Annotated in this window: 18 protein-coding genes and 2 pseudogenes; 5 read left to right on the plus strand and 15 right to left on the minus strand. The window is 71.9% G+C overall.

Translation table 11 applies throughout. The features are described 5' to 3' along the window. Nucleotides 1-357 precede the first annotated feature (357 nt). Nucleotides 358-1,269 carry a LysR family transcriptional regulator gene (locus tag ACWDD7_RS29450; RefSeq protein ID WP_351872154.1) on the minus strand — a complete coding sequence of 304 codons (912 nt, stop codon included), beginning with the start codon at nucleotides 1,267-1,269 and terminating at the stop codon, nucleotides 358-360. Nucleotides 1,270-1,399: 130 nt separating this feature from the next. On the opposite strand from ACWDD7_RS29450, the gene ACWDD7_RS29455 reads away from it, so the two are divergent. The 3 genes from ACWDD7_RS29455 (at nucleotide 1,400) to ACWDD7_RS29465 (ending at nucleotide 3,931) form a co-directional block, all read left to right on the plus strand. Next, on the plus strand, nucleotides 1,400-2,125 hold the full coding sequence (locus ACWDD7_RS29455; RefSeq protein ID WP_450459629.1) for an SDR family oxidoreductase: 726 nt from the start codon (nucleotides 1,400-1,402) through the stop codon (nucleotides 2,123-2,125). A 14-nt stretch (nucleotides 2,126-2,139) separates the two neighbouring features. Beyond that, nucleotides 2,140-2,922, plus strand: a complete 783-nt coding sequence (locus ACWDD7_RS29460) for an SDR family NAD(P)-dependent oxidoreductase (protein WP_450459630.1) — start codon at nucleotides 2,140-2,142, stop codon at nucleotides 2,920-2,922. 385 nt (nucleotides 2,923-3,307) lie between these two features. Then, entirely contained in the window at nucleotides 3,308-3,931 is a 624-nt protein-coding gene (locus tag ACWDD7_RS29465; RefSeq protein ID WP_450459631.1) for an ester cyclase, read from the plus strand. Nucleotides 3,932-3,983: 52 nt separating this feature from the next. Here the strand turns inward: ACWDD7_RS29465 and ACWDD7_RS29470 are convergent. The 9 genes and pseudogenes from ACWDD7_RS29470 to ACWDD7_RS29510 all read right to left on the minus strand — a co-directional run. Continuing rightward, nucleotides 3,984-4,283 (minus strand): annotated as a pseudogene (locus ACWDD7_RS29470) (SDR family oxidoreductase); the annotation flags it as partial. 344 nt (nucleotides 4,284-4,627) lie between these two features. After that, on the minus strand, nucleotides 4,628-5,266 hold the full coding sequence (locus tag ACWDD7_RS29475; RefSeq protein ID WP_450459632.1) for a 3-oxoacid CoA-transferase subunit B: 639 nt from the start codon (nucleotides 5,264-5,266) through the stop codon (nucleotides 4,628-4,630). 2 nt (nucleotides 5,267-5,268) lie between these two features. After that, complete coding sequence (locus ACWDD7_RS29480; RefSeq protein WP_351872169.1) at nucleotides 5,269-6,048, minus strand: CoA transferase subunit A; 780 nt, start codon at nucleotides 6,046-6,048, stop codon at nucleotides 5,269-5,271. Between the two features lie 17 nt (nucleotides 6,049-6,065). Beyond that, nucleotides 6,066-6,872, minus strand: a complete 807-nt coding sequence (locus tag ACWDD7_RS29485; RefSeq protein ID WP_450459633.1) for a hypothetical protein — start codon at nucleotides 6,870-6,872, stop codon at nucleotides 6,066-6,068. Between the two features lie 81 nt (nucleotides 6,873-6,953). After that, a complete protein-coding gene (locus tag ACWDD7_RS29490) occupies nucleotides 6,954-8,009 on the minus strand; it encodes a zinc-dependent alcohol dehydrogenase family protein (RefSeq protein ID WP_450459634.1) in 1,056 nt (351 codons plus the stop codon). Between the two features lie 47 nt (nucleotides 8,010-8,056). Beyond that, nucleotides 8,057-10,360, minus strand: a complete 2,304-nt coding sequence (locus ACWDD7_RS29495; RefSeq protein WP_450459635.1) for a hydantoinase B/oxoprolinase family protein — start codon at nucleotides 10,358-10,360, stop codon at nucleotides 8,057-8,059. Nucleotides 10,361-10,409: 49 nt separating this feature from the next. Further along, nucleotides 10,410-12,539 carry a hydantoinase/oxoprolinase family protein gene (locus ACWDD7_RS29500; RefSeq protein ID WP_450459636.1) on the minus strand — a complete coding sequence of 710 codons (2,130 nt, stop codon included), beginning with the start codon at nucleotides 12,537-12,539 and terminating at the stop codon, nucleotides 10,410-10,412. A gap of 35 nt (nucleotides 12,540-12,574) precedes the next feature. Next, nucleotides 12,575-13,003: an acetone carboxylase subunit gamma gene (locus tag ACWDD7_RS29505; RefSeq protein WP_351872184.1), complete on the minus strand. Its 429-nt coding sequence runs from the start codon at nucleotides 13,001-13,003 to the stop codon at nucleotides 12,575-12,577. Between the two features lie 48 nt (nucleotides 13,004-13,051). Further along, nucleotides 13,052-14,965 (minus strand): hydantoinase/oxoprolinase family protein, encoded by a 1,914-nt coding sequence (locus ACWDD7_RS29510; RefSeq protein ID WP_450459637.1) that lies wholly within the window; start codon nucleotides 14,963-14,965, stop codon nucleotides 13,052-13,054. Nucleotides 14,966-15,207: 242 nt separating this feature from the next. On the opposite strand from ACWDD7_RS29510, the gene ACWDD7_RS29515 reads away from it, so the two are divergent. After that, nucleotides 15,208-17,067, plus strand: a complete 1,860-nt coding sequence (locus tag ACWDD7_RS29515) for a sigma-54-dependent Fis family transcriptional regulator (protein WP_351867846.1) — start codon at nucleotides 15,208-15,210, stop codon at nucleotides 17,065-17,067. A 43-nt stretch (nucleotides 17,068-17,110) separates the two neighbouring features. Here the strand turns inward: ACWDD7_RS29515 and ACWDD7_RS29520 are convergent. Further along, nucleotides 17,111-17,212 (minus strand): annotated as a pseudogene (locus ACWDD7_RS29520) (TetR/AcrR family transcriptional regulator); the annotation flags it as partial. 104 nt (nucleotides 17,213-17,316) lie between these two features. Here ACWDD7_RS29520 and ACWDD7_RS29525 point away from each other — a divergent pair. Continuing rightward, nucleotides 17,317-18,042, plus strand: a complete 726-nt coding sequence (locus tag ACWDD7_RS29525; RefSeq protein WP_450459638.1) for a dienelactone hydrolase family protein — start codon at nucleotides 17,317-17,319, stop codon at nucleotides 18,040-18,042. Nucleotides 18,043-18,226: 184 nt separating this feature from the next. On the opposite strand, the gene ACWDD7_RS29530 is transcribed toward ACWDD7_RS29525, so the two are convergent. The 4 genes from ACWDD7_RS29530 to ACWDD7_RS29545 all read right to left on the minus strand — a co-directional run bounded on the left by ACWDD7_RS29530 (nucleotide 18,227) and on the right by ACWDD7_RS29545 (nucleotide 25,988). Continuing rightward, nucleotides 18,227-22,270 (minus strand): tetratricopeptide repeat protein, encoded by a 4,044-nt coding sequence (locus ACWDD7_RS29530; RefSeq protein ID WP_450459639.1) that lies wholly within the window; start codon nucleotides 22,268-22,270, stop codon nucleotides 18,227-18,229. 59 nt (nucleotides 22,271-22,329) lie between these two features. Beyond that, a complete protein-coding gene (locus tag ACWDD7_RS29535; RefSeq protein WP_450459640.1) occupies nucleotides 22,330-22,659 on the minus strand; it encodes a trypco2 family protein in 330 nt (109 codons plus the stop codon). Between the two features lie 54 nt (nucleotides 22,660-22,713). Beyond that, on the minus strand, nucleotides 22,714-24,411 hold the full coding sequence (locus tag ACWDD7_RS29540) for a hypothetical protein (protein WP_450459641.1): 1,698 nt from the start codon (nucleotides 24,409-24,411) through the stop codon (nucleotides 22,714-22,716). Nucleotides 24,412-24,536: 125 nt separating this feature from the next. Further along, nucleotides 24,537-25,988, minus strand: coding sequence for a pyridoxal phosphate-dependent decarboxylase family protein (locus ACWDD7_RS29545; RefSeq protein ID WP_450459658.1), 1,452 nt, complete (start codon nucleotides 25,986-25,988; stop codon nucleotides 24,537-24,539). Nucleotides 25,989-25,997: the final 9 nt, after the last annotated feature.

Raw genomic sequence — 25,997 nt, forward strand, 5'->3', positions numbered from 1 at the left:
TGGTGCCGTCGACGGTCGGTGGTGGGGCGGTCAGAACGTGAACGCTCGGTGAGCGCTGGTCGCGGTGGGATACGGGCTGCGGTCCAGGGCGTGCCATCAACACCCTGGTGCTCAGGTCAAGTTGACGCGCGTAAAGGTAAGGGACGCATTGACATGTTCGCAACATCCTCTCGGGCGCGCCGTCGTCGGCGGGAAGGTGGCCCGTGTCGTCCCCCGCTGTCGCGTCATCGGTCTCGGTGCCCGTCCCCGCCTCCTGGCCGCCCACGCGCTCACCGACCTCACCGCCGGACTCTCACCGCACCACGCCGGCCGGCTGGTCGCCGCCGTTGTCGACCGTTCGTGCGCCGCCCCAGCCGGCTATTCCGGTGCGCGATCCGGGAAGTGGAGGGGGTTCAGGCGGGCCTGGTGGCCGAGGTGGTCGGCGAAGGCGACGGTCAGCGGGTCGGGGCGGGTGCGCGTGTAGGCCGTGAGGGTGCGGCGGATGGGAGGGTCTGGCCGGAGCGCGGCACCGTCGAAGTGGGGCGGGATGATGTTGGCGGGGACGAGGGCGGGGCCGAGGCCGGCGGCGGCGAGCAGCGGGACGGCGGAGGTCTGTTCGGCGCGGATGGCAGCCTCGGGCCGGAAGCCGGCCCGGAGACAGACGCCGTCGAGCAGGTCGGCGAGGCCGTTGCCGGGTGAGTAGTGGACCCAGGCGCGGTCGGCGAGCGAGGCGAGGGCGATGGTGCGGGTCGGGGAGTCGGCCAGCGGGTCGTCGGCGGGCAGGACGACGGCGAACTCCTCCACGCCGAGTTCGCGGGTCGGTCCCTCCCAGTCGGCCGGTGGAGGGCCGACGGCGAGGTCGGCCCCGCCGGCGGCCATGGCTGCCTGGAGCTGGGCGGCATGCGGGTACTCGTGCAGCCGGATGCGTATCCCCGGGTGCCGCCGGCGCCAGACGCGCAGGACGGGCGGGAGGATGCCGAGGCTGACCGAGTACACGGTCGCGACCTCCAGCTCGCCTTCGTCCAGTCCGGCACTGCGACGGGCGACGGAGTGCAGGCGCTCGGCCTCGGCGAGCGCGGCGCGGGCATGCGGAAGGACCGCGCGGCCCATGGGGGTCAGGCGGATCGCGCGCGGGAGCCGTTCGAGCAGCGGACCCCCGACAGCGCTCTCCAGTGCGCGGATCTGATGGGAGAGGGCGGGTTGGGTGACGTGCAGTCGCTCGGCCGCGCGGGTGAAGGAACCGGTGTCGACGACGGTGACCAGGTATTCGAGCTGCCGCAGCGTTGCCATGAGGAAATTTTATCGCTCCAGGTGAAAACAAGACTTGGACTCATCCCGTGGCCCCGGGAGAAGGTCGTGGTGTGACCGCCGCGGGCAACAGCGCTGCGGTTTCTTCCCGACACCTCGAAGGAGTACTCCCATGTCCCGTTACGCGTTCCTCAAGGGGCAGCGCCTGGTCGTGGTGGGCGCGGGTTCCCGCACCGGCTGCCTGCTCGCCCAGGCGGCGTCCGCCGCCGGCGCCGACCTCGTCCTGGCCGGTCCCGATCCGCGCAAGCTTGAGTGGACCGCCGGCGAGCTGTCCGGGCCGTCCGAGGTGATCCCGGTCGACCTCGCCGACGAGGCCACGATCGCGGCCCTGTCCCGGCGGGCCGGCCGCTTCGACCACCTGGTCTCCACCGCGGCCATGCCGGCCAACGGTCCGCTGAAGGACCTCGAACTCGCCGACGTCCAGCGCGCGTTCGCCGCCAAGGTGGTCGGTCCCCTGCTGCTGGCCAAGCATCTGGGCGACCAGGTCGCCGATGCCGGCTCGTTCACCTTCTTCTCCGGTGTGGCCGCGTGGCGTCCGGCCCCGTCGCGGACCGTGATGGCCACCACCAACGGCGCGCTGGCCTTCCTGGTCCAGGCCCTCGCGGTCGAGATCGCGCCGGTGCGGGTCAACGCCGTCTCGCCGGGCATCGTCGACAGCGGTTCCTGGGACGGGCTGGGCGCGGACAAGGAGGCGTTCCTGCGCCAGGTGGCCGAGCGCAACCCCGCCCGCCGCGTCGGCACCCCCGACGACCTGATCAAGGCCGTGTTCTACGCCATCGACAACCCGTACGTCACCGGCACCGTGCTGCACGTCGACGGCGGCGGCCGCCTCGCCTGAAAGGAGCCCGACCGATGGACCTTCGACTCGATGACGCAGTCGTGGTGGTGACCGGCGCGTCCGCCGGGATCGGCGAGGCCACGGTGGGCGTGCTGGCGGCCGAGGGCGCCGCCGTCGTCGCCGTGGCCCGCCACCCCGAGGGCGTCGAAGCCCTCGGCCCGCGGGTCAGCGGCCTGGCGGCCGACCTCACCGAGCCCGGCGCGGCCCAACGGGTGGTGGAGGAGGTGCTCGCCCGGCACGGGCGACTGGACGGACTCGTGAACAACGTCGGCGGGCTGGACTCCCGCACCGGATTCCTGGACGTGAGTGACGAGCAGTGGCACGCCACGTTCGAGCTCAACTTCCACGGCGCGGTGCGGATGACCCGAGCCGCGCTGCCCGCCCTGCTCCTGCGCGGCGGCTCCCTGGTCCACGTCACCAGCGAGGCGGCCAGGATGCCGGACGTGCCGCTGGTGGACTACGCGGCCGCCAAAACCGCGCTGCTGTCGCTGTCCAAGACACTGGCGGCCGAGTTCGGCCCGCGCGGGGTGCGCTCCAACGTCGTCGCGCCGGGGCCGACCCGGACCCGGCTGTGGGACGGCCCCGGCGGATTCGCCGAGCAGCTCGCCGCCCAGTTCCACCTGGAACCGGAGGCGGCGATCGACCACTTCGTCCGCGAGGTGCGACGCCTGCCCACCGCCCGGCTCGGCAGCCCCGACGATGTCGCACGGGTCATCGCCTACCTGCTCTCGCCTCTCGCGCGCCAGATCACCGGCGCCGAGTGGGCCGTCGACGGCGGCGCGCTGCGCCAGCTCTGACCCTCCCTGCCAGGGCTCCCCCGCATGCCCCCGCACGAGATCCGTACCCGCGCCGGCACCACGGGCACCGCCGCTCGCGCGGCGGGCTTGCCAGGTCGGGCCGGCGCCCAGCTCACGTTCTGCGTCCGGGCCGCTTCCGCCGCGCCGGGCTCGCGCCGCTGAGCACCTCACCGCCAGACGGGCCGGAGCACCCGGGCGGCCGGCGACAGCTCCTCCGTCCATCCGCCGCCCGGCGCCCCGGACGGGGCGGCCTCGAAGGCTGTTTCGGCTCGGCTCCGTCCAGCGGTCCGCCAGTGGGCCTGCCGGCCGCCGGCCACGCCCGCAGGCCCTCAACCCCCTTCACAGCGACGACAGTTGCATCAAGCACAGCAAAAGGAATCCGCTCATGCACAAGCTGACCCGTACCATCCTCATCACCGCCGCCGCCCTCGTCGGCGCGGCGGCCCTCACGGCCGGCGCCGGTATGGCCGTCGGCGCCATGGACTACCACCGCCAGGCCGCCGAGCCGAGTTCGCAGGCGTCGCCGCGGAGCCTCATCGACCGCACGCCCGGCCTGGTCCAGCCTGCGGCGCTGACCGTGGACCGCTCGATCGGCAGGCGGCGCGCCTCCCAGGAGGTGCACCTGGCCCAGCAGCTGTACACCTTCTGGAACACCGGGGAGCAGAAGTACCTCGACGCCGCCGTCGGCCCACGCTTCAAGGACAACACCCTGCCCGCCGGCCGACCGCAGGGGCCGACCGGCCCGGCGTTCGCCTCGAAGAACTTCCGCGCCGCCGTCCCCGACCTGACCTGTGAACTGGCCGACCTCCTGATCACGGGCGACAAGATCACCGCTCGGCTGGTCTTCCGCGGCCACTTCACCGGCACCTTCGACGGCGTCCACGGCAAGGGCCAGCAGGTCCGCTTCGACGCCATCGACATCCAGCACGCCGGCACCGACAAGATCGTCGAGGACTGGCACATCGAGGACAACGCGACCCTGCTGAGCCAGCTCGGGGTCACCGGCTGACGCCCTCGCCCGCACGTCGCACGAGGGCTCGTGCCGAGCGGCCGACGCTGTGTCAGGCCGCGGACCAGCCGTCGTCGGCGGGCAGGATCGCGCCGTTGATGTTGCTCGCGGCATCCGAGGCGAGGAACAGGATCACCGCCGCCTGCTCCTCGGGCCGCGGCACCCGGCCGAGGCTGACGAAGTGCGGGCCGAGCGCCGCCGGGCCGTGCGCGGTCCGGTCGGCGTCCCCGGTGATGCCGGTCGCGGTGCCCCCGGGGCAGACGGCCTCGGCGCGGATGACCCGCTCCCACTCGGCGTCGCTCACGTCGGCGGGCGCCGACATGCTGTCCATGATGCCGGCGTTGTTCCCCAGGGCGCCGCCCGGCCGGTCCCGGGGCCGAGGGATCATTTTCACCGCACCGCCGACGGCCACTCGCTCACAGGGCGGAGCCGCGGTGCGGGGACGGTCTTGGCATGACGCCGACCGGCGGGACCACACGGCACGGCATCCGGTCGAACGCGGGACCGGCCGTCGCACGCCGCACCGGGCGGTGGCCAACGCGCCGGGACGAGCCCGCGGTTCGGTTCGAAGCCGACGTGCTGGTCGCGGCGATCCACCCGTGGCTCCCGGGCGTCGGCGGGCCGGCGCTCCGTCCGAGGTCGTGGCCGCCGTTGTCCGGCACGGCGACGGAGGCGCACCGGACGGCAGCGCGGTTCTCACGCGGGACCCGGGATCAGCTCGGGTTCGGTGGCCGCGCGGACCTCGGCCTCGGTGACCCCGGGCGCGCACTCGACGAGACGCAGTCCGCGGTCGGTGACGTCCAGCACGGCGAGGTCGGTGATGATCCGCTGGACCACGCGTTCGCCGGTGAGGGGCAGCGAGCAGTTGTCGACGATCTTGAAGGTGCCGTCCCGGGCCACGTGCTCCATCAGAACGATCACCTTGCGGGCGCCGTGCACCAGGTCCATCGCGCCGCCCATCCCCTTGACCATCTTTCCGGGAATCATCCAGTTGGCGATGTCGCCCCGCGCCGAGACCTGCATCGCTCCCAGGATCGCCACGTCGATCCGGCCCGAGCGGATCATCCCGAAGCTTGCGCCGGAGTCGAAGAAGCTGGCGCCGGGCCGCACCGTGACGGTTTCCTTCCCGGCGTTGATCAGGTCGGGGTCCTGGTCCCCGTGGTACGGGTACGGGCCGGTGCCGAGGATCCCGTTCTCGGATTGCAGCACCAACTCCACAGCGTCGTCGACGTGGTTGGGTACCAGGGTCGGCAATCCGATGCCCAGGTTGACGTAGTCGCCGTCCCTCAGCTCCCGTGCGGCGCGGGCGGCCATCCGGTCTCTGGTCAGTGCCATGGTCACGCTCCTCGCCCCGCGCTTCGGCGGGGCCTCGTGGTCAGCCGCTCGATGCCCTTGTCCGCGACCTGACCGGGTGTCAGCGGAAGGACGCGGTCGATGTAGATGCCGGGAAGGTGGACCGCGTCCGGGTCGAGCTCGCCGGGTTCGACGAGGTGCTCGACCTCGGCGACGGAGATCCGGCCGGCCATGGCGCACACCGGGTTGAAGTTGCGGGCGGCCTTGCGGAACACCAGGTTGCCGTGCCGGTCCCCCTTCCACGCGCGTACCAGCGCGAAGTCCGCCGGCAGGGCCCGCTCCAGCACGAACGAGGTGCCGTCGAACTCGGCGGTCGGCTTGGGCGGCGAGGCGATCGCCACCCGGCCGTCGCAGGTGTACCGCCACGGCAGGCCGCCCGAGGCGACGGCGGTGCCGGTGCCGGTTCTGGTGTAGAACGCGGGGATGCCGACGCCGGCCGCGCGCAGCCGCTCGGCGAGGGTGCCCTGCGGGGTGAGTTCGACCTCCAGTTCGCCGCCGAGGTACTGCCGGGCGAACTCCTTGTTCTCCCCCACGTAGGAGGCGACGATCCTGCGGATCCGGCCGCGGTCGAGCAGCTTGCCGAGGCCCACGCCGTCGGTTCCGCAGTTGTTGGAGAAGACCTCCAGGCCCTCCACGCCGGCCGCGACGACGGCGTCGATGAGCACGGCGGGAATACCGCAGACCCCGAAGCCGCCCGAGGCGATCGACGCCCCGTTCCGGATGCCTGCCACGGCCTCGGCCGCGGTGGCGACCACTTTGTCCACTGTCGGTTCCTTCCTGGTCAGTCGAGCTTGGCGAGCTGGGCGAGCACGGTCTCGGGCGCGGCGTCCGCGGGGATGTCGGCGAGGAGGAAGTCACCCGACGGCGGCTCCGCGCCGTCCCCGTGCCAGAACTCCCGCGGGATCCGTGGTCCGGTCAGCCCGGACCCGCCGACCGTCACGCCCTGCCCGGTCCGCCGGCCCAGCGCCCAGCGGTAGTGGTCGGTCACGTTGGCGACGGGCGCGTAGACGCTGTCGTCGAGCTGTGGCAACTCGCCCGAGCGGGGGTCGCGTTCGTCGAGCAGCAGCAACGAGACCGGCGGCGCGGCCAGCCGCCGCAGCCAGTCCGCGACGTACATCGCGGCGGTCTCCGCGTGATCGGCGGTCAGGTCCGTGATCGGTCCGGCGCCGCTGAGCTCGTGGGTCCGCGCCAGCCAGAGCACCGGGGAGGGGATCTGCACCACGAGCGGCGTGGCCGAGGCGCGCGCCACGACCTCGGCCAGCTCGACAGCGGCGACGGCGGTGGGCTCGTGGGCCAGCAGCGTGCGCAGGGCGTACCCGGTCCGCGGCCTGGCCGACAGACCGGCGCGCAGCGTGTCGTCGCGGGCGAGGGCGTCGTCGTAGTAGGCGCCCAGATCCAGCAGAGTGGTGTCGGGTCGGAGCAGGCCCTGGACCTGTCCGGTGTACTGCGCGAAGGCGACCGGGTCGGTCCACGGGACGGGGCGGCCCTGGAGGATGACCGCCGGGGCGTAGTGCTGGTGGTCGACGACCAGCGCGGTCCGCCGGCCGGAGGGCGGGGCGGAGAGGAGGGTGGTGAAGTCCATGGCCATGGGGCGTTCCTGGGGTCGGGGAGAGGCGCGGACGAGGGGTGGGGAGCCGGGCTCCGGCTCCCCACCTGGTGCCGGACGGAGTCAGCCGCCCAGGACGACCTTGAGGGCGTTCGTCCTGGCGGCGTCCGCGAACGTGTCATACGCGTCGAGGATCCGGTCGAGCGGGAAGTGGTGGCTGGCGAAGCGGTCCACGGGCAGCTGCCCGTCGCGCACCAGCCGCAGCAGCATCGGCAGGGTGTCGGTGTTCACCAGGCCCATGGAGATCGCGATGTTCTTGATCCACAGGTCCTGGAGCGGCAGCTCGACCGGCTTGCCGTGGACTCCGGCGTTGGCCACGTTCCCGCCCGGACGGACCAGGTCGAGCGCCATGGCGAACGTCTGCGGGATACCGACCGCCTCCACGACGACGTCCGCCCCGTCCCCGTCGGTGAGCGCGAGCACCTCGTCCCGCCAGTCGCTGCTCCCGGAGTGCACGGCGTGGGTGGCGCCGAAGGAGAGCGACTGCCGGGCGCGGTGGTCGTCCACGTCGATCGCGACGACCCGGGCGGCACCCTGGAGCCCCGCCGTGGCCGCCACCGCCAGGCCCACCGGCCCCGCGCCGATGACCGCCACCGTGTCGCCGGGCTTGACGCGCCCGTAGCGGACGCCGATCTCGAACCCGGTGGGCAGGATGTCCGAGAGCATCACTCCCTGCGCGGGGGTGACCCCCTCGGGCAACTTGTGCAGCGAGGTCTCGGCGTACGGCACACGGACGTACTCGGCCTGGGTGCCGTGGACGAGGTGTCCGAGGATCCATCCGACGCCCGGTGCCCCCTCGTCACCGGCGCAGTGGGAGTGGAGCCCGCGGCGGCAGTTGCCGCACCGCCCGCAGTTCTTGATACAGGCGATGATGACCTGGTCTCCCTCGGCCAGGGTCGTGACGGCGCTCCCGGTCGCCACGATCGTCCCGACTCCCTCGTGCCCGAGGACGCGGCCCTCGGCGACCGAGGGCACGTCGCCCCTGAGGATGTGCAGGTCGCTACCGCAGATGGTGGTGGCGTCGATCTTGACGATGACGTCCGTGGGCGCCTCGATCGCCGGGTCCGTGACGGTGTCCCACGACGTGCGGCCCGAGCCGTGGTAGACGAGAGCCTTCATGGCTGACTCCTTGTGCGTTGCGAGAAGCGGGCTGGGTTCACGGCGGGTCAGGACTTGCGGCGCACCTCTTCGCCGTGCTTGTCCTCCAGTTCGCGGACCCGCTCCTCCAGTCGGGCGATCCTGACCTCGCGCCGGTCGGGGACCATGACGATCGGGAGTTCCTTGAGCGGGGCCGTCACCCGCCGCGGGCCGTCGATGGTGAAGACCGTTGCCGTGATGTCGTCGGTGTCCGAGCCCCAGGAGCCGTAGTAGTGCAGGTCCTTCGGCGGCTCGGGCGTGACGAACTCGGCGCAGAACTCGGCATAGGGCTTGCCGCGGCGGAGTCTGGCCTCGCGGGCGGCGTCGCGCGCCGCCCGCGTGCCCTCGACGTCCAGGCGGAAGGTCTCCGCGTCGTAGCGCACCCCGAAGATCTCCTCGGCTGCCTTCCGGCTGATCCGGCCGAGTTCGGCGTCCTTGACGACCGACTCGGGGAGCCGCTCCAGGGGGTCGCCGTAACCACCGCCGGCTCCCTGGCTGATCATGTACAGCTCGCCGTCCTTGGCGATGTCGAACTGAAGGCCCATGTGAGAGGTCGAGTAGCGGCCGTCCTCGAAGGGGCGATCGTTCATGACCTTCTCGATCGACAGGTCGAACTTCCCGCTGTCCCGGCGGATGTGCTCGTAGACGTTGGTCCCCTTGACCATGGCGAGCGGGTAGGTGCCGCAGCCGTAGCCGCCGTACATGCCGTAGATGGAGGAGAACTTCGACCCCGAGGTCACCGTCATGAAGCCCCACTGCGGGGTGCCCTCGGCGGCGACGATCATCTCGTACCCCATGCCGCCGGTGAACTTCCCGAACCCCATGTTGTCACGGACGAGTCGCTTGGACACGAGCTGCATGAAGGGGACTTCCTCCTCCATGACCTCCTGTTCGGCGGTGTCGGCCATCGCGCAGAAGAGCGGGGAGACCGCGTCCTCGCCGTCGCGGAAGGGCTTGGCACCGCCCGGCATGCCGTTGAGGTCCGCGCAGAGGTTTCCGACCGTGTCGCCGTGCTGGGTGATTCCGCCCCACAGGAACGTGTTGATCTGGTTGAACCAGTTCGCGACGACGTTGCTGTACTTCTCCGGGGTGGAGAAGGACATCCGGCTGTAGAGCGCCTGCGCGGCGGAGAAGCCGCGGAACGAGGCCTGGAGCGACTGCCCCATCGGCGCGTCGTAGGAGGCGTCGGCCCAGGTGCCCTCGTCCGAGATGATCTCGATGCAGCTCATGGCCGAGGTGCAGCGCGGCAGGTCGGGCCACCAGAAGGCCAGGATGGCCTGCATGATCATCGACTTGACCGAGCAGAGCGGGCTGTTGATGGCCCGGTTGAGGATCTCCGGGCCCGTGCCGCGCAGGTCGATGGTCATCCGCTCGCCCTTGACGGTCACCTTGCAGGCGAACTTGATGAGGATGTTCTCCTTCAGGGTGGAGTCCATGAACTGGTCGAAACGGTAGGTGCCGTCGGGCAGTTCGCTGATCCGCCGGCGCACCTCCACCTCGACGTCCTCGACCGTGGTGCGCAGGGCCGCGACGAAGGTGTCGACGCCGACCTCGTCGATGATCTTGTCGACCCGTTCCATGATCTTGCGTACGGCGGTGATCTTCACCTTGAGGTCGGCGAGCTGGAGCTTGGGGTCGCGCACGGAGTGCTGGAGGAAGGTGAGCAGGTCGCGGCGGAGCTGCCCGCGCTCGACGATCTTGAAGGGGCTCATCCGCAGTCCGTCGTCGAAGGGCGTCTCCGAACCGGAGGGCATGCCGCCCGGCTCGCAGGCGCCGTTCTCACCCTCATGGATGGTCGCGGCGACCCAGGCGATGATCTCGCCGTCCCTGATGACCGGCATGATCATCGACTGGTCGGTGTTGTGGATGTTGCCGAACCGCGCGTCGTTGTGGATGAACCCGTCGCCCTCGTGGATCCCGACGGTCGGTTCGTCCTTCCAGTACTTCATGATGTAGCGGATCGGGTGGTGCAGGATCGCGCTGAAGGCGATGACGCCGTGGCAGGAGAGGTAGGAGACGTCGCCGGCGGCGGTGTAGATGGCGGTCGTGAGGTCGCCCCACTTCGCGCCGGGCGCGGCTCCCTGCGCCTCGCACATCTCGTAGCCCTCGTCGAGGGCGCCGGCGATGCGCTTGCGGATGCGCTCGACCTGGAGTCGGTCGACGCCGGCCACGATCGCCCGCTCCTCTCGGGTGGACCTGGGCGCGATGCCGTGGTCGCGCATGATGGCCGGGTCGGGGCCGAGGAAGAGGGTCGTCTCGTCCATGAACGTGTCGACCCACTGCTGCTCCTGCGGAGTCAGGGAGGTCGGCGGCCTGTCGTCGATGGTGGTCATGTCAGCGGCTCCTTCTGTTTCGCGTGGCGGGGCGGCGGTCGGTGCCGGATCAGTCCTGGAGGAACCAGACCGCACCCTGGCGCGTCGGTTCGAGCCTCCAGCCGGGCTCGACGAGGTACGTCGTGTTCTCCGTGGTGACGATCGCCGGGCCGGGGACGACGTGCTCGTGGGTGAGCGCGCTGTGGTCGTAGACGGGCGTGCTGATCGGGTCGTCGTGGCCGATGAAGACCACGTCGCGGCGGGAGCCCTCGGCCGGAACCGTGCGCTCTCCCCCGGATTCCAGGGAGTCGAAGCTCACGACGTCCCCGTCGACGTACGAGGCGACCCGGACGGTGTTGCACCGGATGCCGGCCTCCGGGGCGGCACTCGACGCCCCGAAGCGGTGGCTGTAGACGTCACCGAAGATCTTGATCATGGCGAGGACGTCGGCCACGCCGTTCATGCGGTTGATGTCCTCCAGTGCCACCGCCTGGGTGAGCAGCTGGTTGCCGTAGCGCATGTCGAGTTCGAGGCGGTACCTCACGTCCTCTGCGGCGAAGCCCTGGCGGACCAGGTCCTCGCGTCCACGCGCCTCCAGTTCCTCGACCACGGCGTTGAACTCGGCGTAGTCGTCGTAGAGCTGACGTGTCGTCGGGTTGTACATCGTCACGTGGACGCCGCGCTCGTGGAAGTGCAGCTGCTTCATGTTCCCGGCGCCGCAGGCGGAGAACACCGAGGAGAACGGCGGCGCCAGCACGCGCCTGATCCCCGCGTGGCGGGCGACGCCGCAGGCGTGGAGCGGGCCGTTGCCGCCGTAGGCGAGCATCGTGAAGTCCTCCGGCAGATAGCCGCGGACCCGCAACTCCTTGCCGATGCCGATCGCCATCTGTTCGTCCACGCCGTCCTTGATCGCCCGCGCGATGTCGAGGACGTCCATGTCGAGCGGGTCGCAGAGGGTCTCCTCGACCGCGAACCGGGAGCGCTTCGGGTTGAGTCTGATGTAGCCGTTGGCGTAGTTGTCCGGCTCCAGGTAGCCGAGGAGGAGGTCGGCGTCGGTCACGGTCGGGCGCAGACCCCCGCGGTCGTAGCAGGCCGGGCCGGGGTTCGAGCCCGCCGACTCCGGGCCGATCTTGATCGAGTCGTGGATACGGTCGTACGTGGCGATGGAACCGCCCCCCGCGCCGAGGGTGTCGAGGTGGACCATCGGCACCGACACGAGCCACCGGTCGATCGTGGGCAGGAAGTCGTAGTGCTTGACGCCGCCTTCGGGCACGAGGCCGATGTCGAACGACGTACCGCCCATGTCGGTCGAGATGACGTGCCCGAGCCCCGTCTCCTTCGAGAGGTGCTCGGCGGCTCCGACACCGGCGATCGGGCCGGAGTGGATCGTCTGGAGGGCGTCGGTCGAGTTCATCTGCGCCATGCCGCCGGAGTTGTGGATCACCAGCATCGGCTTGTCGTAGCCGGAGTCGCGCAGGTTGTTCGACAGCTGGGACAGCGCGTGGAACATGATCTCGTGAAGGAAGCCGTCGATGATCGTCGACGTCGCCCTGACGTACTCGCCCTTGCGGCCCGAGACCTGGTGGCCGAGCAGGACGGGGATGGCCCCCAGTTCGTGGGCGGGGAACTCTTCGAGGACGATCTCCTGGATCGCGAGTTCGTGGACCGGGTTCTCGGTGGCGTTGACGAGGGTGACGACGAGCGCCTCCGCCCCGGCGTCGACGAGTTCGCGCACGACCTCGCGGACGTCCTCGGGGTCGAGGGGGGCGACGATCTTCCCGGCGGAGTTGACGCGTTCCCTGACCGAGCGGATCATCCGGCGCGGCACGATCGGCTCCGGCCGCTCGGCCGCGGGCAGGTTCTGCTGCATCGAGTAGTCCAGGCCCTCGCCGTAACCGCGGCCGCGGGAGAGGGGGATGGTGTCCTCGAAGCCATGGGTGACGATCGCGGCGACCTTGGGACCCTTGCGCTCGATGAGCGCGTTGGTGCCGAGGGTCGTCGCGTAGCGGACCGAGTCGACCTCCTGGAGGACGGTGCCCCGGTCGAGTCCCGCCCGCCGGCACGCCAGGTCGAGTGCCTCGTTGAAGCCGAGGGCGAGGTTGTGGTGGGTGGTGAGGGCCTTGGCCTCGACGTACTGGTCGTCCCAGACGAAGAAGCAGTCGGTGAACGTGCCGCCGATGTCGACGGAGATGCGCTTCATGGGTGTCCCTGGGGTGTCGTGTGCGCGCGGCGCGGTCAGCGGATGTGGCCGATGGCCCGGAGGGCGGCGGTGTGCTTCTGGGCGTCGCTGCCGGGGCCGTAGGTGTGAACCTCCTCGGGGTCCACACCGCGCGCCTCCCACTGCGCCCGGAGCGCGGCGACGTCGATGAGCATGTCGACCGTCGGGGGGTGACCCGGCGGGATGTACTCGGTCTCGATCTGGGTGCCGCAGCCGGGGCAGTAGTACTCAAGGATGCGGCAGTACTCCGGGTCCGGGGAGAAGGTGAACTCGTACCGCTCGGGGTCGATGATCGGCTGGTGGATCTCGCGGGGGTCCCGGTCGTGGACGAGGGTCCCCTCCTTGTAGTTGCCGTGCGCGCTGCCCATGTCCTCAGCGCAGACGCGGCACACCCAGCGTTCGGTGTCCAGGTCGATGACCAGGTACTCGGTCATGGGGACTCGCATGGAGTCCTCCTTCGGGATCGGAAGTTCGACAGGTCGGGGGTCGAGGGGTCAGAGGGTGTCGTGGAGCAGGAGGTCGCCGGCCGAGGTGACCCGGAAGGTCCAGCCGGGCAGGACCCGGGCGGTGAAGAAGGGGCCCTCGACGATCGCCGGGCCCGCGGCGCTGTCTCCGGGGCTGAGTTCGGTCAGGACGTGGACCGGCACCTCGTCGACCCGGTCGGCCGCCGAGCGCACCTTGCGCGTTCCGGCGGCCGGGGCCGGCCGGACCTCGGTCTCCTGACCCGGGGTCACTTCGGGATGGGGCAGCGGGGCGGTGACGGTGAGCCGGAGGGAGACCTCCCGGCCCGGGTGCTCGACCGGCGCGCCGGGGAGGTAGGGGAAGCGCGCCACCGGCGTCCCGTCCTGCTCCTCGACGCTCAGCTCCCAGGCCGTCTCGCAGTCGGCGAGCGCGTAGCCCTCCTGGAACATGTCCCGCTCGGCCCGGACCAGGAGTTCGTCGTACGTCTGCCTCGCCGACTCGGTCGTCGGCTTGGGGGCGCCGACCTCGTAGGTCTTGCCGACGTCCGAGAAGGAGATCCCGAACGCGGAGAAGACCGCCGCCGTACGCGGGACGAGGACCTGCCGCACCCCTGCGGGCCGGGCCGCGCCGGTCGCGCTCATCGGTCCGGCCCCACCGAACGCGGCCAGGGTCGTCTCCTCGGTCACCAGGTGCGCGAACGACGAGGACAGCGCCTCGAAGTAGGCCTGCTCCATCCGGATCAGGGCCTCCTCAAGCCCGATCCCGAGCGGGGTCGCGACGGTGTCGGTGACGACGGCACGGGAGCGGTCCGCGTCCAGCCTGAACGTGCCGTCGAGATAGGTGTCCGGGTCGAGGACGCCGAGGAGCAGATTGACATCGGTGATCGTGGCCTGTTTGCCGCCGAAGCCGAAGCACGCCGGCCCGGGGGCCGCCCCCACGGACGCGGGGCCGACCGTGATCCGTCCGTCCTCGACGGCGATGACGGAGGACCCGCCGACCCCCTTCGAGTGGACGTTGCTCATCGGGTAGGAGACCGGGACGCCCCTGATCGTGCCCCGCTCGTCCGCCTCGACGCGGTCACCGACGACCACGCCGACGTCGGTCGTCGTCCCCCCGATGTCGATCATGAGGGTGTGCGCGAGCCCGTACGCACGGGCCAGCGCCGCCGTGCCCTCCAGCCCGCCGCGGGGGCCGGAGGAGTAGGTCTTGAGCGCGACCGACTTGGCGACCCGCGAGGAGGCGCCGTCGTTGCGGTAGACGAGCAGCGGGTTCAGGACCTTGTAGGTCTTCAGACGCCGTTCGGCACTGTAGAGGAACCGCTCCATCGTCGGGTGGAGGAAGGAGTTGATGACGCACGACCAGACCCGGCGGGCGTCGTTGCGGTCGCCGGCCAGGTCCCAGCTGTAGATGACCGGGATGGACCCGAGCAGATGCCGGGGGAACTTGCGGAGCAGGACCGTCCGCAGCCGGCGCTCCTGCTCCGGGTCGCCGCCCGCGACGACCACGCGGGCGGCGCCGAGTGTGGCCAGCCGGTTCACCTGCTGGACGACCTCGAAGTCGATCGCCTCGTCGTCGGCGTCCATGTCGATGGTGAGGAGGCGGTCGCCGACGAGGCTCTCGAACAGTTCGTCCTCCGCGGGTGTGGACCGCATCGCCGGTCCGAGGCCCGACAGGGGCGTGAGGATGCCGATCATCGGGCCGCGCCGCTCGACGAGCGCGTTCGTGCCCTGAGTGGTCGAATACCGGATGTGCTGGGTGGCGTGCAGCAGCCGCTCGATGTCGGGCGTGCCGTACAGGGCCGCCGAAGCCTTCTCCATGCCGGTGAACAGGCACTCGGAGAGGTCGTGGGGCGTGGTGAGCGTCTTGGTGAAGGTGAATCCGGTGCCGTCCCAGACGCAGATGTCGGTGAGGGTCCCACCGTTGTCGATGTTGATGAGGGTTTCCATGCCACTCCTTGGCCGCAACTCGGGCTGCAACGGATGCGCGGGAGCGACGTGGCCGTTGCCCCGAGGTCAGCTCCGGCCCGGCCGTCGCCCTCGACGGTGAGATCCAAGGTGCTGGCGTCCCACGACTCCTGACCGTCCCAACTTGGGACATGCACGCCGGTTGGTTCGAGCCACCGGCGCGGGCATCATGAGGGGCCGACGCGTGAGGGCCGCACGTGTCGGGGCCGCGACAAGGAGGCCGCATGCCGGACAGGAACAGCAGGCTGCTGCGTATGGCGGCGGCGCGAGCCGACTTCCTGGAATACGGGCACCAGGGTGCCGCGGGCGTTCCCGACGTCCTCGCCGCGTCATGGGTGCGCAGTCAGCGGGCCGGGGTCGACATCACCCGCCCGCCGACGGACTTCAGGGACGACATCGACACCAGGTCCCGTCTCGTCCGCTGCGCGGAGCCTGTCCTCGACCAACTCGGCGACGACACCACCGACCTACCGCTGGTCATCGCGCTCACCGACAGCCAGGCCCGCCTGGTGCAGCGCCGGGACTCCTCCTCGGCGGTCGGACGGCTGCTCGACCGGGTGGACTTCGCCCCGGGATACAACTACGCCGAGGCGAAGAAGGGCACCAACGGGGTCGGGACCGTCCTGGAGGCGGGGCAGGCCGTGTCCGTGGTCGGCCCCGAGCACTTCACGGAGGAGCTGCAGGCCTTCGCCTGTACCGGCGCGCCGGTCTTCGACCCGCTGACCGGGCGTATCGAGGGCATCCTCGACATCTCCACGCTGGCCGACGCGTGGAGCCCGCTCGTGCACACGCTCGTCAAGTCGGCGGCCAAGGACATCGCGCGCAACCTCCTGCTCGACCGCAACCAGGCCCAGCAGGCACTCTTCGAGACCTATCTGCGGGCCGACGCCCGCTCGACCCGGCAGGCGGTGTTCGCCTTCGCGAACTCCGTGTTCATGGCCAATGCCGCGGCCCAGGCCATGTTCGACCCGGTCGAGCAGCTGGCCGTCCGGGAGCACGCGACCTTCCTCATGGCCCGCCGCGACCGCGTCAGCGAGACGATGGCCTTTCAAACAGGCCGGATCATCCGGATACGCGGGACCCGGATCGTCTCCGGCTCCGACACGGCGGGCATCGTCGTCATCGCCGAGGTCGTGACCGACGAGGCGTCGCAGCCCCGACCCCCGGTCCCCGGCGCGGAGTTCGACGACCGGGTCCTGCCGCGCGTGGCGACGGCGGGTGACGCGACCAGAGGTCTCGTCGGCGACCTGCGCCGACCGCACGTGCCGATCGCGTCCGGCTCGTCCCCGGCGTGGATCCGCGCCTGCTCGGAACTGCGCGACGCCCTTGCCGCGAAGGCCCCGACCATCGTCCTCGGCGAAACGGGGACGGGCAAGTTCACCCTCCTCGCCGAGCTCTTCCACGCCGACCACCCCTGCGGCCGCAGTGTCGCCGTCGACGCGAGCCAGCTGCACTCCGGTGCGGAGAGCGACCTCGACGCGCTGCTGGGCAGCACCCGCGAACAGACCCTGTGCATCGTCCGGAACATCGACCAGGCGAGCACGGACGGGGTCGAGCGCATCGACAAGCTGTTCACGACCCTCGGCTCGACGACGGCTCCCGTCACCTTCGCCGCGACGGTCTCGGACTCAAGTCTCGACTCCGACCTGCCGTTCCACGCGCTCCTCGGGCACTTCGAGGTCGCCGTGACCATCCCGCCGCTTCGATGCCGTACCGAGGACCTGACGCTCATCGTCAGCCGGGTCCTGGAGGAGATCGCGCCGGGCCGGCGGGTGCGCCTCTCCCCCGCGGCCGTGCGGACCGTCTCCCAGTACACCTGGCCTCGCAACGTCTCACAGCTGCGCGAGGCACTGACCCACGCGCTGCGTGCGCGGCCGGTGGGGGAGATCCAGGATCAGGACCTGCCGAACTACTGCCAGACCCGGTCCCACAAGATCCTCACACGCATCGAGGCCGCCGAGCGCGACGCGATCATCGCGGCGCTACGGGACAAGGGCGGAAACCGCGTCGCCGCCGCGACCCACCTCGGTATGTCGCGGAGCAGCCTGTACCGCAAGTTGCGGTCGTACGGCATCTCGGCGTGAGGACTTGAGCGGCGCCGGAGCGCGCCTTCCTCCACGGCGACGTTCAGGGGCGGGCCGTCAGGCCGTCCAGGGTGAGGTCGAGCAGGCGTTCCGCCTGCTGCCGTTGTTCTGGTTTCGCCGAGGTGAGGGCGATGCCTGCGAGGGCGGGCGGCCTGCGACGCGTCCGGGTGTTGCAGTCTCGGCAGACTGCTGTCTGCCATCGGTGAACACCACCCCGAGCGGACGCAACGGTCATTACCGTCCAGTCGCATGACGACGGTCACCACCCGTACGGTCGCATACCCGGCCGACAACCTGACGATGATCGGATACCTCGCGCTCCCGGCCGGCACCGAACGCCGACCCGCGGTCCTGATCGGACCCGAGGGGATGGGACTCAGCGATGTCGAGCGCCGCCGGGCCGAGGCCCTGGCCGAGGTGGGGTATGTGGCGCTGGCTTTCGACCTCCACGGTGGACGCTATTTGGAAGACCCGGAGGAAATGCTGGCCCGTTGCATGCCGCTGCTCGCCGACCCCGACCGGATGCGAGGGATCGGTCACGCCGCGCTCGACGTGTTGCGTGCCGAACCACGGGCCGACCCCGACCGGACCGCCGCCGTCGGCTACGGCACCGGGGGTGCGGTCGTACTGGAACTCGGTCGCGATGGTGTCGATCTGCGCGCGATCGGGACAGTCAACGCACTCATCACGGGCCGACCGGGCGAGGCGGCACGCATTCGCTGCCCGGTATGGGTCGGGGTCGGATCGGAAGACCCGATCATGCCGCCCGCCCAACGGGACGCGTTCACCGCGGAGATGGAGGCCGCGGGCGTCGACTGGCGCCTCGTGGTCTACGGGGGAGCCCTGCACGCCTTCCACCATCCACCGGTCGACCACACCGTGCGTCCCGGCGTCGGCTACCACCCACGGCACGCACAGCGAGCCTGGCGTGACCTCGTCGCTCTGCTCGCCGAGTGTTTGCCCGTCACGGATTGATCCGATTGACCGGGCGAGGTGATCCTCGGCGGAGGCGGCTCCTTGCGGGAGCCGCCTCCCTCCTGTGAGCGGCGAAGGTCCGTTGGCGAGTCCGGCTGGTCGAGCGGGCCAGGGGCCGTTCGCCGGGTCCGCCGGGGCGAGGCCGACGCATCGCACGGCCACTCCGCGAACGGCGACCGGGTCGTCAGGGGCGACGTCGTTCGGGCAGACCGTGCTCCGCCGCCCTGACGATCTCGGCGCGCAACTGGGCGCAGTCGGCCATCTCGCGCGCGTGCAGCCCGGGGTCCAGCTCGGCGAGCGGGGCGAGGCTCTTCTCCGAGGCCGCCACCTCGCGCAGTGCCTCGTCGAAGGCGCCGGTCCAGGGGAGGGTGTCCGCGAGGTTGTAGTGACAGGTCGCCACGGCGAGCGCGTACTGGTCGGGCTCGGCATGCGGCTCCACCTCGCGCGTCAGCTCCAGCGCCTGGTACAGATGGGGCAGGGCGTCGCGCTGATGGCCCATCAGGGAGAGCGCGTGCGCGTACTGGGCGAGGGTGTGGGCCAGGGCGGACCGGTCGGTGGGCAGACCGTGCACCTCAAGAAGCAACTGCCGTAGGGCTACGGCCTCACCGAGCAGTCCCTCCGCGTGGTCCGACTGCCCGGCCGCCAGGCGGTCCCGGCCCCGGGCTTCGAGCTGAGCCGCCACGCTGACGCCGTGCTGCTCGGGGTCGCGGTGCACCAGGAGGCGGTGGACGCGCATCACCCGGCGGATCGCGGAACGCGCCGACCGGCGCCGGCCGAGGGCGTAGTAGAGGTCGACGGCGAGGGACAGCAGAGCGGCGTACTCGCCCAGGTGGTCGCCCGGCAGGTTCTTGATGTCCCGGTCATAGTTGCGGACGGCCCCGTCGACGAGTCGCTTCGCCCTGCGCAGATCCTCCTGGCGGCCGGGGTTCTTCCGGGCGAGGTCGATCAGGTTCTCGGCGAGCATGATCTGCGCCTGGGCCTCCACCCTGGGGCGGGCCATCTTACGGCGGACGAGTTCGGAGCCGACTTTCAGGCACTCCTCGGCGGCCTCCCTCGCCTCGTCGAGGCGGCGCAGTTCCGTCAGGACGGACCCGTACTGGAGGAGCGAGCTCCACAACGGCTCGTTCGGGACGCCGTCGTCCGCCGCGAGGCTCTGTCGGACGGCGAGCCCGCGGCGGATCGGCTCCAGCGCCTCTTCGGGTCTGCCCATGGAGACGAGCGTCGCGCCGAGGCTGTTGAGGACGACGGCCAGGGCGCCCGCGGCCACCGGTGTGGCCAGGCTCTCCGGCCGGTCGACCACGGCGAGCGCGTCGCGCAGGACGGCGAGTGCCTCCTCTGTCCGGTCCAGTGCCCGAAGCCGGTTGGCACGGCCGATGAGACTGCCCATGGCGTCGTGGCCGAGGGCGTCGGGCCGCTCGTCCGCCATCTGCCGCAGGTTCCGCACGGTGGACTCGGACAGCACCTGGGCGGCGGCGCGGAACTCGCCCTGGCGATTGAGGGTGTGCGCGAGCTCGGCCTCGGCGTCCGCGAGGCGTTCGAGTACGACGGGATCGCCGCCGTCGGCAAGGGAGTCGAGGAGGGTGAGACGTTGCTCCTGGAGGGAGCGCGCGGCATCGTCGTCACCGCCGCCGACGAGGGCACGGGCACGCTCGCCGAGGATCTCGGCCTCGGCGAGGGTCCGCTCGGCCGGGGTGAGCGCGTCGACCAGGCCGGCGGCCAGGCCCAGCACGGCCAGGGCCTCATCGAACTCGGCGGTCCAGCGGTGCGAGCGGGCCATGGTCAGCAGCGCGGCGAACCGTGCGGCGGGGGTGGCCTCGGCCTCCCCGGAGTCGTACAGCCGCAGTGCCTCTTCGCATCGGCGCCGGGCCGTCAAGTGGTCCCCGGCGGCCTGCCGCCACCCCGCCTCGTGCACGAGCGCGGCAGCCCGCGGCACCGGTGGAAGCCCCCGCGCGGCCGTGGCGGCGGTACGCGTGGCCCATCCGGCGAGCACCCGGCTGCGCCCCGCCCCCAGCCGGTCGAGCAGCTCCAGCAGCAGTTCGGGGTCGGTGTCGGGCGCGTCGGTGAGCCGGTGCAGGGCGTCGAGGAGGGGCTCGGGGGACTCGGTGAGGGTGGCGGCCTCCATGACGGTGCCGGCGAGGGCCGGTTCACGGGCGAGGGATTCGTCCAGGGCACGGGCGACGGGGTCCCAGTGGCGGGGGATTCCGGCCACGCGGGACAGGGTGACGAGGGCGGCGAGGAGTGTGCGGGCGGTGGAGGGCGGGGTCCCGGCCGACATCGGCCCTCCGGTGCCGGTGGGAAGCGACGCGGGGCTGCCTGCCGACATCGACTGTCCGGTGCGGACGGCCGGTGACGCGGTACGGCGCTCCGGGCCCGGCGAGGCGGCGTACGACTCGGGGTTCCCGGCGGGCGCCGGCCCCCCGGCTCCGGGGCGCCACGGCGCCGTCCCTGCCCTCGCCAGCGTCAGCAGGGGCAGCGTCACCAGGTCCGGGTCCGCCCGTGTCCGGTCCCCCACGTGGTACTCCCCCAGGCGATCCGGCTGGAGGGCTCCCCAGCAGCTGCCGCCCGGGGCGGGATACATCTCGGCGAGCCAGGCCGTGCCCTGGTCCACGGTCGGGGCGTCCGCCGTGCGGAAGCCGGGTGAGGAACGCAACAGCGGGGCGGCCAGGGCGGGTTCGGCGCCCGCGGTGAGGACCGCGGTGCCGACCGCGTCGGCCAGGGGTACGGGTCCCGCCTCCGCCAGCCGGGGACGGCCGACGGCGCTGTCCTCCCAGTACGCGCGCTCGTGCAGGAGGAGTTGCTCCTCGACCCGCAGGCCGGTGTCGTCCAGGCGGGTCGCGGGGTGGGTGGCGAGGAGGTCGGTGAGCGCGGTCATGTGCAGGGTGAGGGCGGAGCCGTACTCGGGGGCGCTCACATCGCGCGGGGTGACGAGGGCGACGCGTCCGGTCCAGTCACCGGTGGCGTCCCTGAGCACCCGGGGCAGTGCGTCGGGGAGGCGCCGGGCGAGGTCGGTGAGGGCGTCGCGGTAGTGCGCGTCGCGGTCCGGTAACTCCGTCAGCGGGGGCAGTTCGTGGTGCGGGGTGTCGTAGGTCAGGTTCCTCGTCTCGCGCGTGCGGGTCCTGAGCTGGTCCCACCAGCCGCCCGTGGTCTCGCCCTTCGCCCGCGCGGTGAGCAGCAGCCGTACCGGAGGGCGGCCGTCGGGCCGCCGGTCCAGCACGGTGAGCAGGGCGGTCAGCTGGGCGATCCGCAGCTCGGCGTAGTCGGCGACCAGGACCAGCGGGCGGTCCACCTCGGCGAGCACGTCGAGTTCCCCGGCCGGGCCGCGCTCGTCCAGCCAGCCGGGGACCCAGCCGTGCCGGTCGCGCAGTCGGGTGCACAGTTCGCGGGCGAGCCGGGATTTGCCGGCCCCGCCGGGCCCGGTGAGGACGGCGAGCCGTACGCCGTCACCGTCGCACCAGTCGTCGATCAGCTCCCCGAGCAGGTGCTCGCGGCCGTGGAAGCGGACCACCTCGGCGCGCTGGTCCAGCAGCGTCGCCGGGGAGCGGACCCGCCAGTTCGCGGCGGGCGTGACGAGGCTCTGGAGGTCGACCGGCTCCCACACGGGCGCGGCGGCGGTGTGCCGGGTGACCAGGTCAATGAACTCCGCGTCGGCCAGCAGCGCGTACACCGGTACGGCCTCCCAGCGCGGCAGTCCCCAGCCGCTGACGTCGGTCACGACGACGCCGGTCAGCAGCCCGCGGCTGAAGAGGGCCGCTCCGGACTGGCCGCTCCAGGGGGAGGGCGCGCGTCGGGCGGGGTCGGCGGGCGGCGCGCTGGCGAGTTCCACGGTGTAGCGGTGGGACAGGGCGCCGGTGCCGGGGACGAGGGTGGCACGCGGCTGCTGGAGGTCGAGGCCGCCGTCGGCCCGGCGCCCGGCCTGGGGATAGCCGGCGACGTCGCAGGGCTGGTGCCGGGCGGTGACGAGCCGCCCCCAGCGGACCGGTGCGACCTGCTCCTGGATGTCCGTCTCGGCGAGGAGCAGGGCCGCGTCGACATGAGCGGCGCCGCGCCACAGGACGGTACAGGGCACGGCGCGACCGCCGGGCATCTGCACGTCGCAGGTGGCCCGCCCGTCGAGGACATGACGGGCCGTCAGTACGAGTCGTCTGCCCAGGAGATAGCCGGTTCCGTTGCCGCCGTATCGCTCCTCCGCACCTGGCAGCAGGACCGCGACGATTCGACTCAGTTCCATCCGTGCCCCCGTTCACCTTCGTACGCCCGCGGCGAGTCGGCCGTGCGCCCCGCGGGGAGTCACCGGACCAGTCCGCCTCCGCCGGCCAGACCGCCCGTCGGGGCGTCGCTGTTGCCGATGCGGATGCCCTCGCCGTCCTGGTCCACCGCGCGCAGGGTGAACGCCAGCTTGTGGGCGGCGGTTTCCGATCGTGCGGCCCCCGACTCCCCGGACACGACCCACGCCTTGATCGACCCCTTCCCGCTCCGCTCCCGGCGCAGTTCGACCGTGAACTCCAGGGAGATGTCACCAAGTTCGAAGCGGACACCGGAGTTCGCGGCGCGCTCGCGGGCGGCGGTCAGTTCGGCGCGAAGGTGGTCGATGGCTTCGCCGACGGTGATGTCGTTCATGTGGGCCACCGTAGCGACGTACCGCGGTCGCTGTCCCCGCGACGGCGGAAGCGGTCAGTCGGACGGGCCGACCAGTGTGGGCACCAGGTGCCGCTGCACATGACGGACGTACTCCCGTACGCGTTCCCACCCGTCCTCCTCCCCCGTCAGCCGGGTGCGCAGCCCCCAGGCCTCGGGCAGTCCGTGCTCCTTGACCCACAGCATGTAGCCGCACACCGTCTCGCGCCGGTCGCCGATCGCCTCCAGGCGGCGGGCGAGGGCGCCGTCGCGGCGGGCGCGGGCGAGCGCGGCGAAGACGTCCACGACGGCGTAGTAGCTGAGCACGGCCTCGGTCGTGCGGTTCATGCAGGCCAGCACCACTTCCGCCTCGTGCCGTGCCTGTTCCTCCAGCCTTCGGGTCCGGCCGAACCGGCTCGGCCGCCCGTGATGGAAGTGGCGCCGGATGTTGTCGAAGTCAGGTACGAGGGGGCCGTCCTCGCCGGCTCCCATGATCAGGGCGTTCATCGTGTGGACGTACGCCGCGCAGTCCGCCTGGGTCTCCAGGCGGACCTCCCGGGGCAGCCCCGCGGTGAACGGCACCAGGGGCGGCTCGGCGGCCCCGGGGCCGAGCCTGCCCTGGAGGACCGGGGCGAGTTCGCGGGCGATGAGGAAGAGCGCGCACGCGTCGAAGACCACGTAGGGGTCCCCGGGACCGTAGGGCCTCTCGCCCTCCGGCATGGCCATCGGGATGAGCGGCCGGGGCGGGAGCAGGACGGCGGCGCGCGGGGGGCGCCAGGAGCGCAGGTACGAGGCGACGGTGGCATCGACGTCGGCCCAGGTGCGATCGCGGTCGGCCGTGAAGGTGCCGGGTCCGGCGGCGTCGGACGCCACCGCCCCCGGGCGGGCGAAGAGGGTGGGCAGGGCCCAGGAGATGTTGGCCATCAACTCACTGGTCTGCGGCGGCAGTCCGATGACGAAGCCCGGCCGGCCGTCGGCGAGGGGGCGGGTCAGCACCCGGGACTGCGGGTCGGTGGACGGCTGGACGAAGACCTCGACGGTGGAGGCCACTCGTCGGGCCTCGTCCATGCCGGGTATACGCAGGTCGGGCACGCGGTGATCGCCGTCGTCGGTGCGGGCGAAGGCATGGGCGAGCAGGAGCAGGTCGAGCAGTCTGCGGGGCCTGCGGGACACGTCGGCCAGCTTCTCCGGGTTGTCGAGCAGTCCCCCGGTGGGGTCGGCGCCGCTGACGAAGTCCGGGTCGGTGAAGACACGGGCGAGCCGGGTGGCCTCGGCGGCGAGCTCGGCGCTCTGGTGGCCGCGGAACATGACGCTGGGCGGGTAGGGGAAGGGATCCGGGTCCGGCGCCCCTTGTGCCAGCAGGCCGTTGAGCGCGGAGCGCAGGACGCGGGCGTCCCGTACGGGCACGTCGCGGCGCGGTTCGCGGATCACGATCTGCCCGTGCTCGACACGGGGGTCCGACCGCACGACGACATCGGACGGGCCCGCGAGGCGTACGGCGATGCCGTACCGGAAGAGGTGGCGGAGCGCGGCGACGACGTCCGCGAGGGCGGCGGAGGTCGCGGTACCGGTGAGGACGTCGTCGCCGGGGGCGTTGGCGCCCGGCGGGCGTAATTCCGCGTACGTGACACCGGCGCGGCCCAGCACGTCCCTCGCGGCGCCCGTCTCCTCGCGGTCCGACGCGGCGAGGAGATGGAAGACCACCCGTGTCCCTGTGTCGGCGCCGCCGGGCGCCGGTGTCGTCGTTTCCCCCATGCCTCGACAGCATGGCGGCAGACGGAGGGGTGAATCAACCGATCGGAGGAACACGGGGGCGTCGGGGGGCGAAGTCCGCCGGGTGCAGGGGGACACGCCGATCCGTGCGGGCGCTGCGGGGCGGATCAGACGTGGAAGAGCGAACCGACGAACTCCGTCAGCATCCGCTCCTTCAGCCGGGTCGGCAGGGCGTCCAGCAGCGCCAGCACCGGTGCCATCCGCGACGGCAGGCCCTGTTCGCCGTCCAGCCCGGCGAAGGCCAGGAACCCCGCCACGTCCTGGGGTGTGAGGGTGTCGGGGTCGAGCGTGGCGGCCAGTTCGGCCAGCGACGGGTCCACGGTCACGGGCTCGCACGCCCGCGCCGCCGCCACAGACTCGGCCAGGTCCGCCAGCAGTGGCCCCACCCGGTCAGTGGTCGCCGGGGCCAGCGTCAGGTGCAGGTTCGGCGGGAGGCCGTCGTAGGAGAGCTGCGGCTGGAGGTACCAGCCGCGCTCCCTCATCTCGTCCGCCACGTGCAGCACCAGTCCCAGATCGGGTGTGCCGGCGGGACCGTGCACGGTGAAGGCGACCAGGCTGCCCACCGGGTCGCCGAGCACGCGGACGCCGTCCATCGCCCGCAGGCCGGGCAGCAGTCGGTCGGAGGCCAGCGCCACGCGGCGGGCCAGGGCCGTGTACCCGTCGTGGCCCAGGTGGTTCAGCACCGCCCACGCCTGCGCCAGCAGCCCGCCGGACTTGGTGCCCTGCGCGGTGGGGTTGACCACCGGATAGCCGGGCCAGCCCGCGTGCGCGAAGTACTGGTGGCGCCGCAGCTCGGCGTCCCGGTACAGGACGACCGAGGCACCCTTGTCGGCGTAGCCGTACTTGTGCAGGTCCACCGAGATCGATGTGACGCCCGGAACCGAGAGGTCGAACGGGTCGACCGGGCGGCCCGTCCGGGCGAGGAACGGCAGGAGCCAACCGCCGATGCACGCGTCGACATGACACAGCACGTCCCGTTCCGCGGCAGCCGCGGCGATCTCGGCCACGGGATCCAGTACCCCGTGCGCGTACGACGGGGCCGACGCGACCACCAGGGCGGTCCGGTCGGTGACCGAGCCGGCCATGGCCGACGCGTCGGCCCGGAACGTCAGCGGGTCGACCGGGACCACCACCGTCTCCACGCCCAGGTAGTGGGCCGCCTTGTGGAAGGCCGCGTGTGCCGTCGACGGCAGTACCACCTGCGGCCGGGTCACCCCGCGCACGGCTCGGGCGTGATCCCGGGCGGTCTTGACGGCCAGCAGGATCGACTCGGTGCCGCCACTGGTGAAACTGCCCTGCGCGCCGGGCACTCCCAGGACCGCGGACACCGCGCCCACCACGTCGTTCTCCAGCCGGGCCACACTCGGGAAGACCGTCGGGTCCAGGCCGTTGACCGTGGCGAACACGCCGTACGCGGCGGTGGTCAGCTCGTCCACATCGGGCAGGCCGGCGTCGTAGACGTAGGCGAACGTCCGGCCGCCCCTGGTCGGCGCGTCTCCGGCGCGCAGCCCCCGCAGCTCGGCCAGCAGTTGGTCGGCGGGACGTCCTGCGGGCAGCACGGAGGCGGG

Source organism: Streptomyces sp. NPDC001056 (genome assembly GCF_053598955.1).

Coding starts and splice junctions, on each gene's coding strand:
- ACWDD7_RS29450 (WP_351872154.1), bottom strand. CDS start 1,269: ATGGCAACGCTGCGGCAGCTCGAATACCTGGTCACCGTCGTCGACACC.
- ACWDD7_RS29455 (WP_450459629.1), top strand. CDS start 1,400: ATGTCCCGTTACGCGTTCCTCAAGGGGCAGCGCCTGGTCGTGGTGGGC.
- ACWDD7_RS29460 (WP_450459630.1), top strand. CDS start 2,140: ATGGACCTTCGACTCGATGACGCAGTCGTGGTGGTGACCGGCGCGTCC.
- ACWDD7_RS29465 (WP_450459631.1), top strand. CDS start 3,308: ATGCACAAGCTGACCCGTACCATCCTCATCACCGCCGCCGCCCTCGTC.
- ACWDD7_RS29475 (WP_450459632.1), bottom strand. CDS start 5,266: ATGGCACTGACCAGAGACCGGATGGCCGCCCGCGCCGCACGGGAGCTG.
- ACWDD7_RS29485 (WP_450459633.1), bottom strand. CDS start 6,872: ATGGCCATGGACTTCACCACCCTCCTCTCCGCCCCGCCCTCCGGCCGG.
- ACWDD7_RS29490 (WP_450459634.1), bottom strand. CDS start 8,009: ATGAAGGCTCTCGTCTACCACGGCTCGGGCCGCACGTCGTGGGACACC.
- ACWDD7_RS29495 (WP_450459635.1), bottom strand. CDS start 10,360: ATGACCACCATCGACGACAGGCCGCCGACCTCCCTGACTCCGCAGGAG.
- ACWDD7_RS29500 (WP_450459636.1), bottom strand. CDS start 12,539: ATGAAGCGCATCTCCGTCGACATCGGCGGCACGTTCACCGACTGCTTC.
- ACWDD7_RS29505 (WP_351872184.1), bottom strand. CDS start 13,003: ATGCGAGTCCCCATGACCGAGTACCTGGTCATCGACCTGGACACCGAA.
- ACWDD7_RS29510 (WP_450459637.1), bottom strand. CDS start 14,965: ATGGAAACCCTCATCAACATCGACAACGGTGGGACCCTCACCGACATC.
- ACWDD7_RS29515 (WP_351867846.1), top strand. CDS start 15,208: ATGCCGGACAGGAACAGCAGGCTGCTGCGTATGGCGGCGGCGCGAGCC.
- ACWDD7_RS29525 (WP_450459638.1), top strand. CDS start 17,317: ATGACGACGGTCACCACCCGTACGGTCGCATACCCGGCCGACAACCTG.
- ACWDD7_RS29530 (WP_450459639.1), bottom strand. CDS start 22,270: ATGGAACTGAGTCGAATCGTCGCGGTCCTGCTGCCAGGTGCGGAGGAG.
- ACWDD7_RS29535 (WP_450459640.1), bottom strand. CDS start 22,659: ATGAACGACATCACCGTCGGCGAAGCCATCGACCACCTTCGCGCCGAA.
- ACWDD7_RS29540 (WP_450459641.1), bottom strand. CDS start 24,411: ATGGGGGAAACGACGACACCGGCGCCCGGCGGCGCCGACACAGGGACA.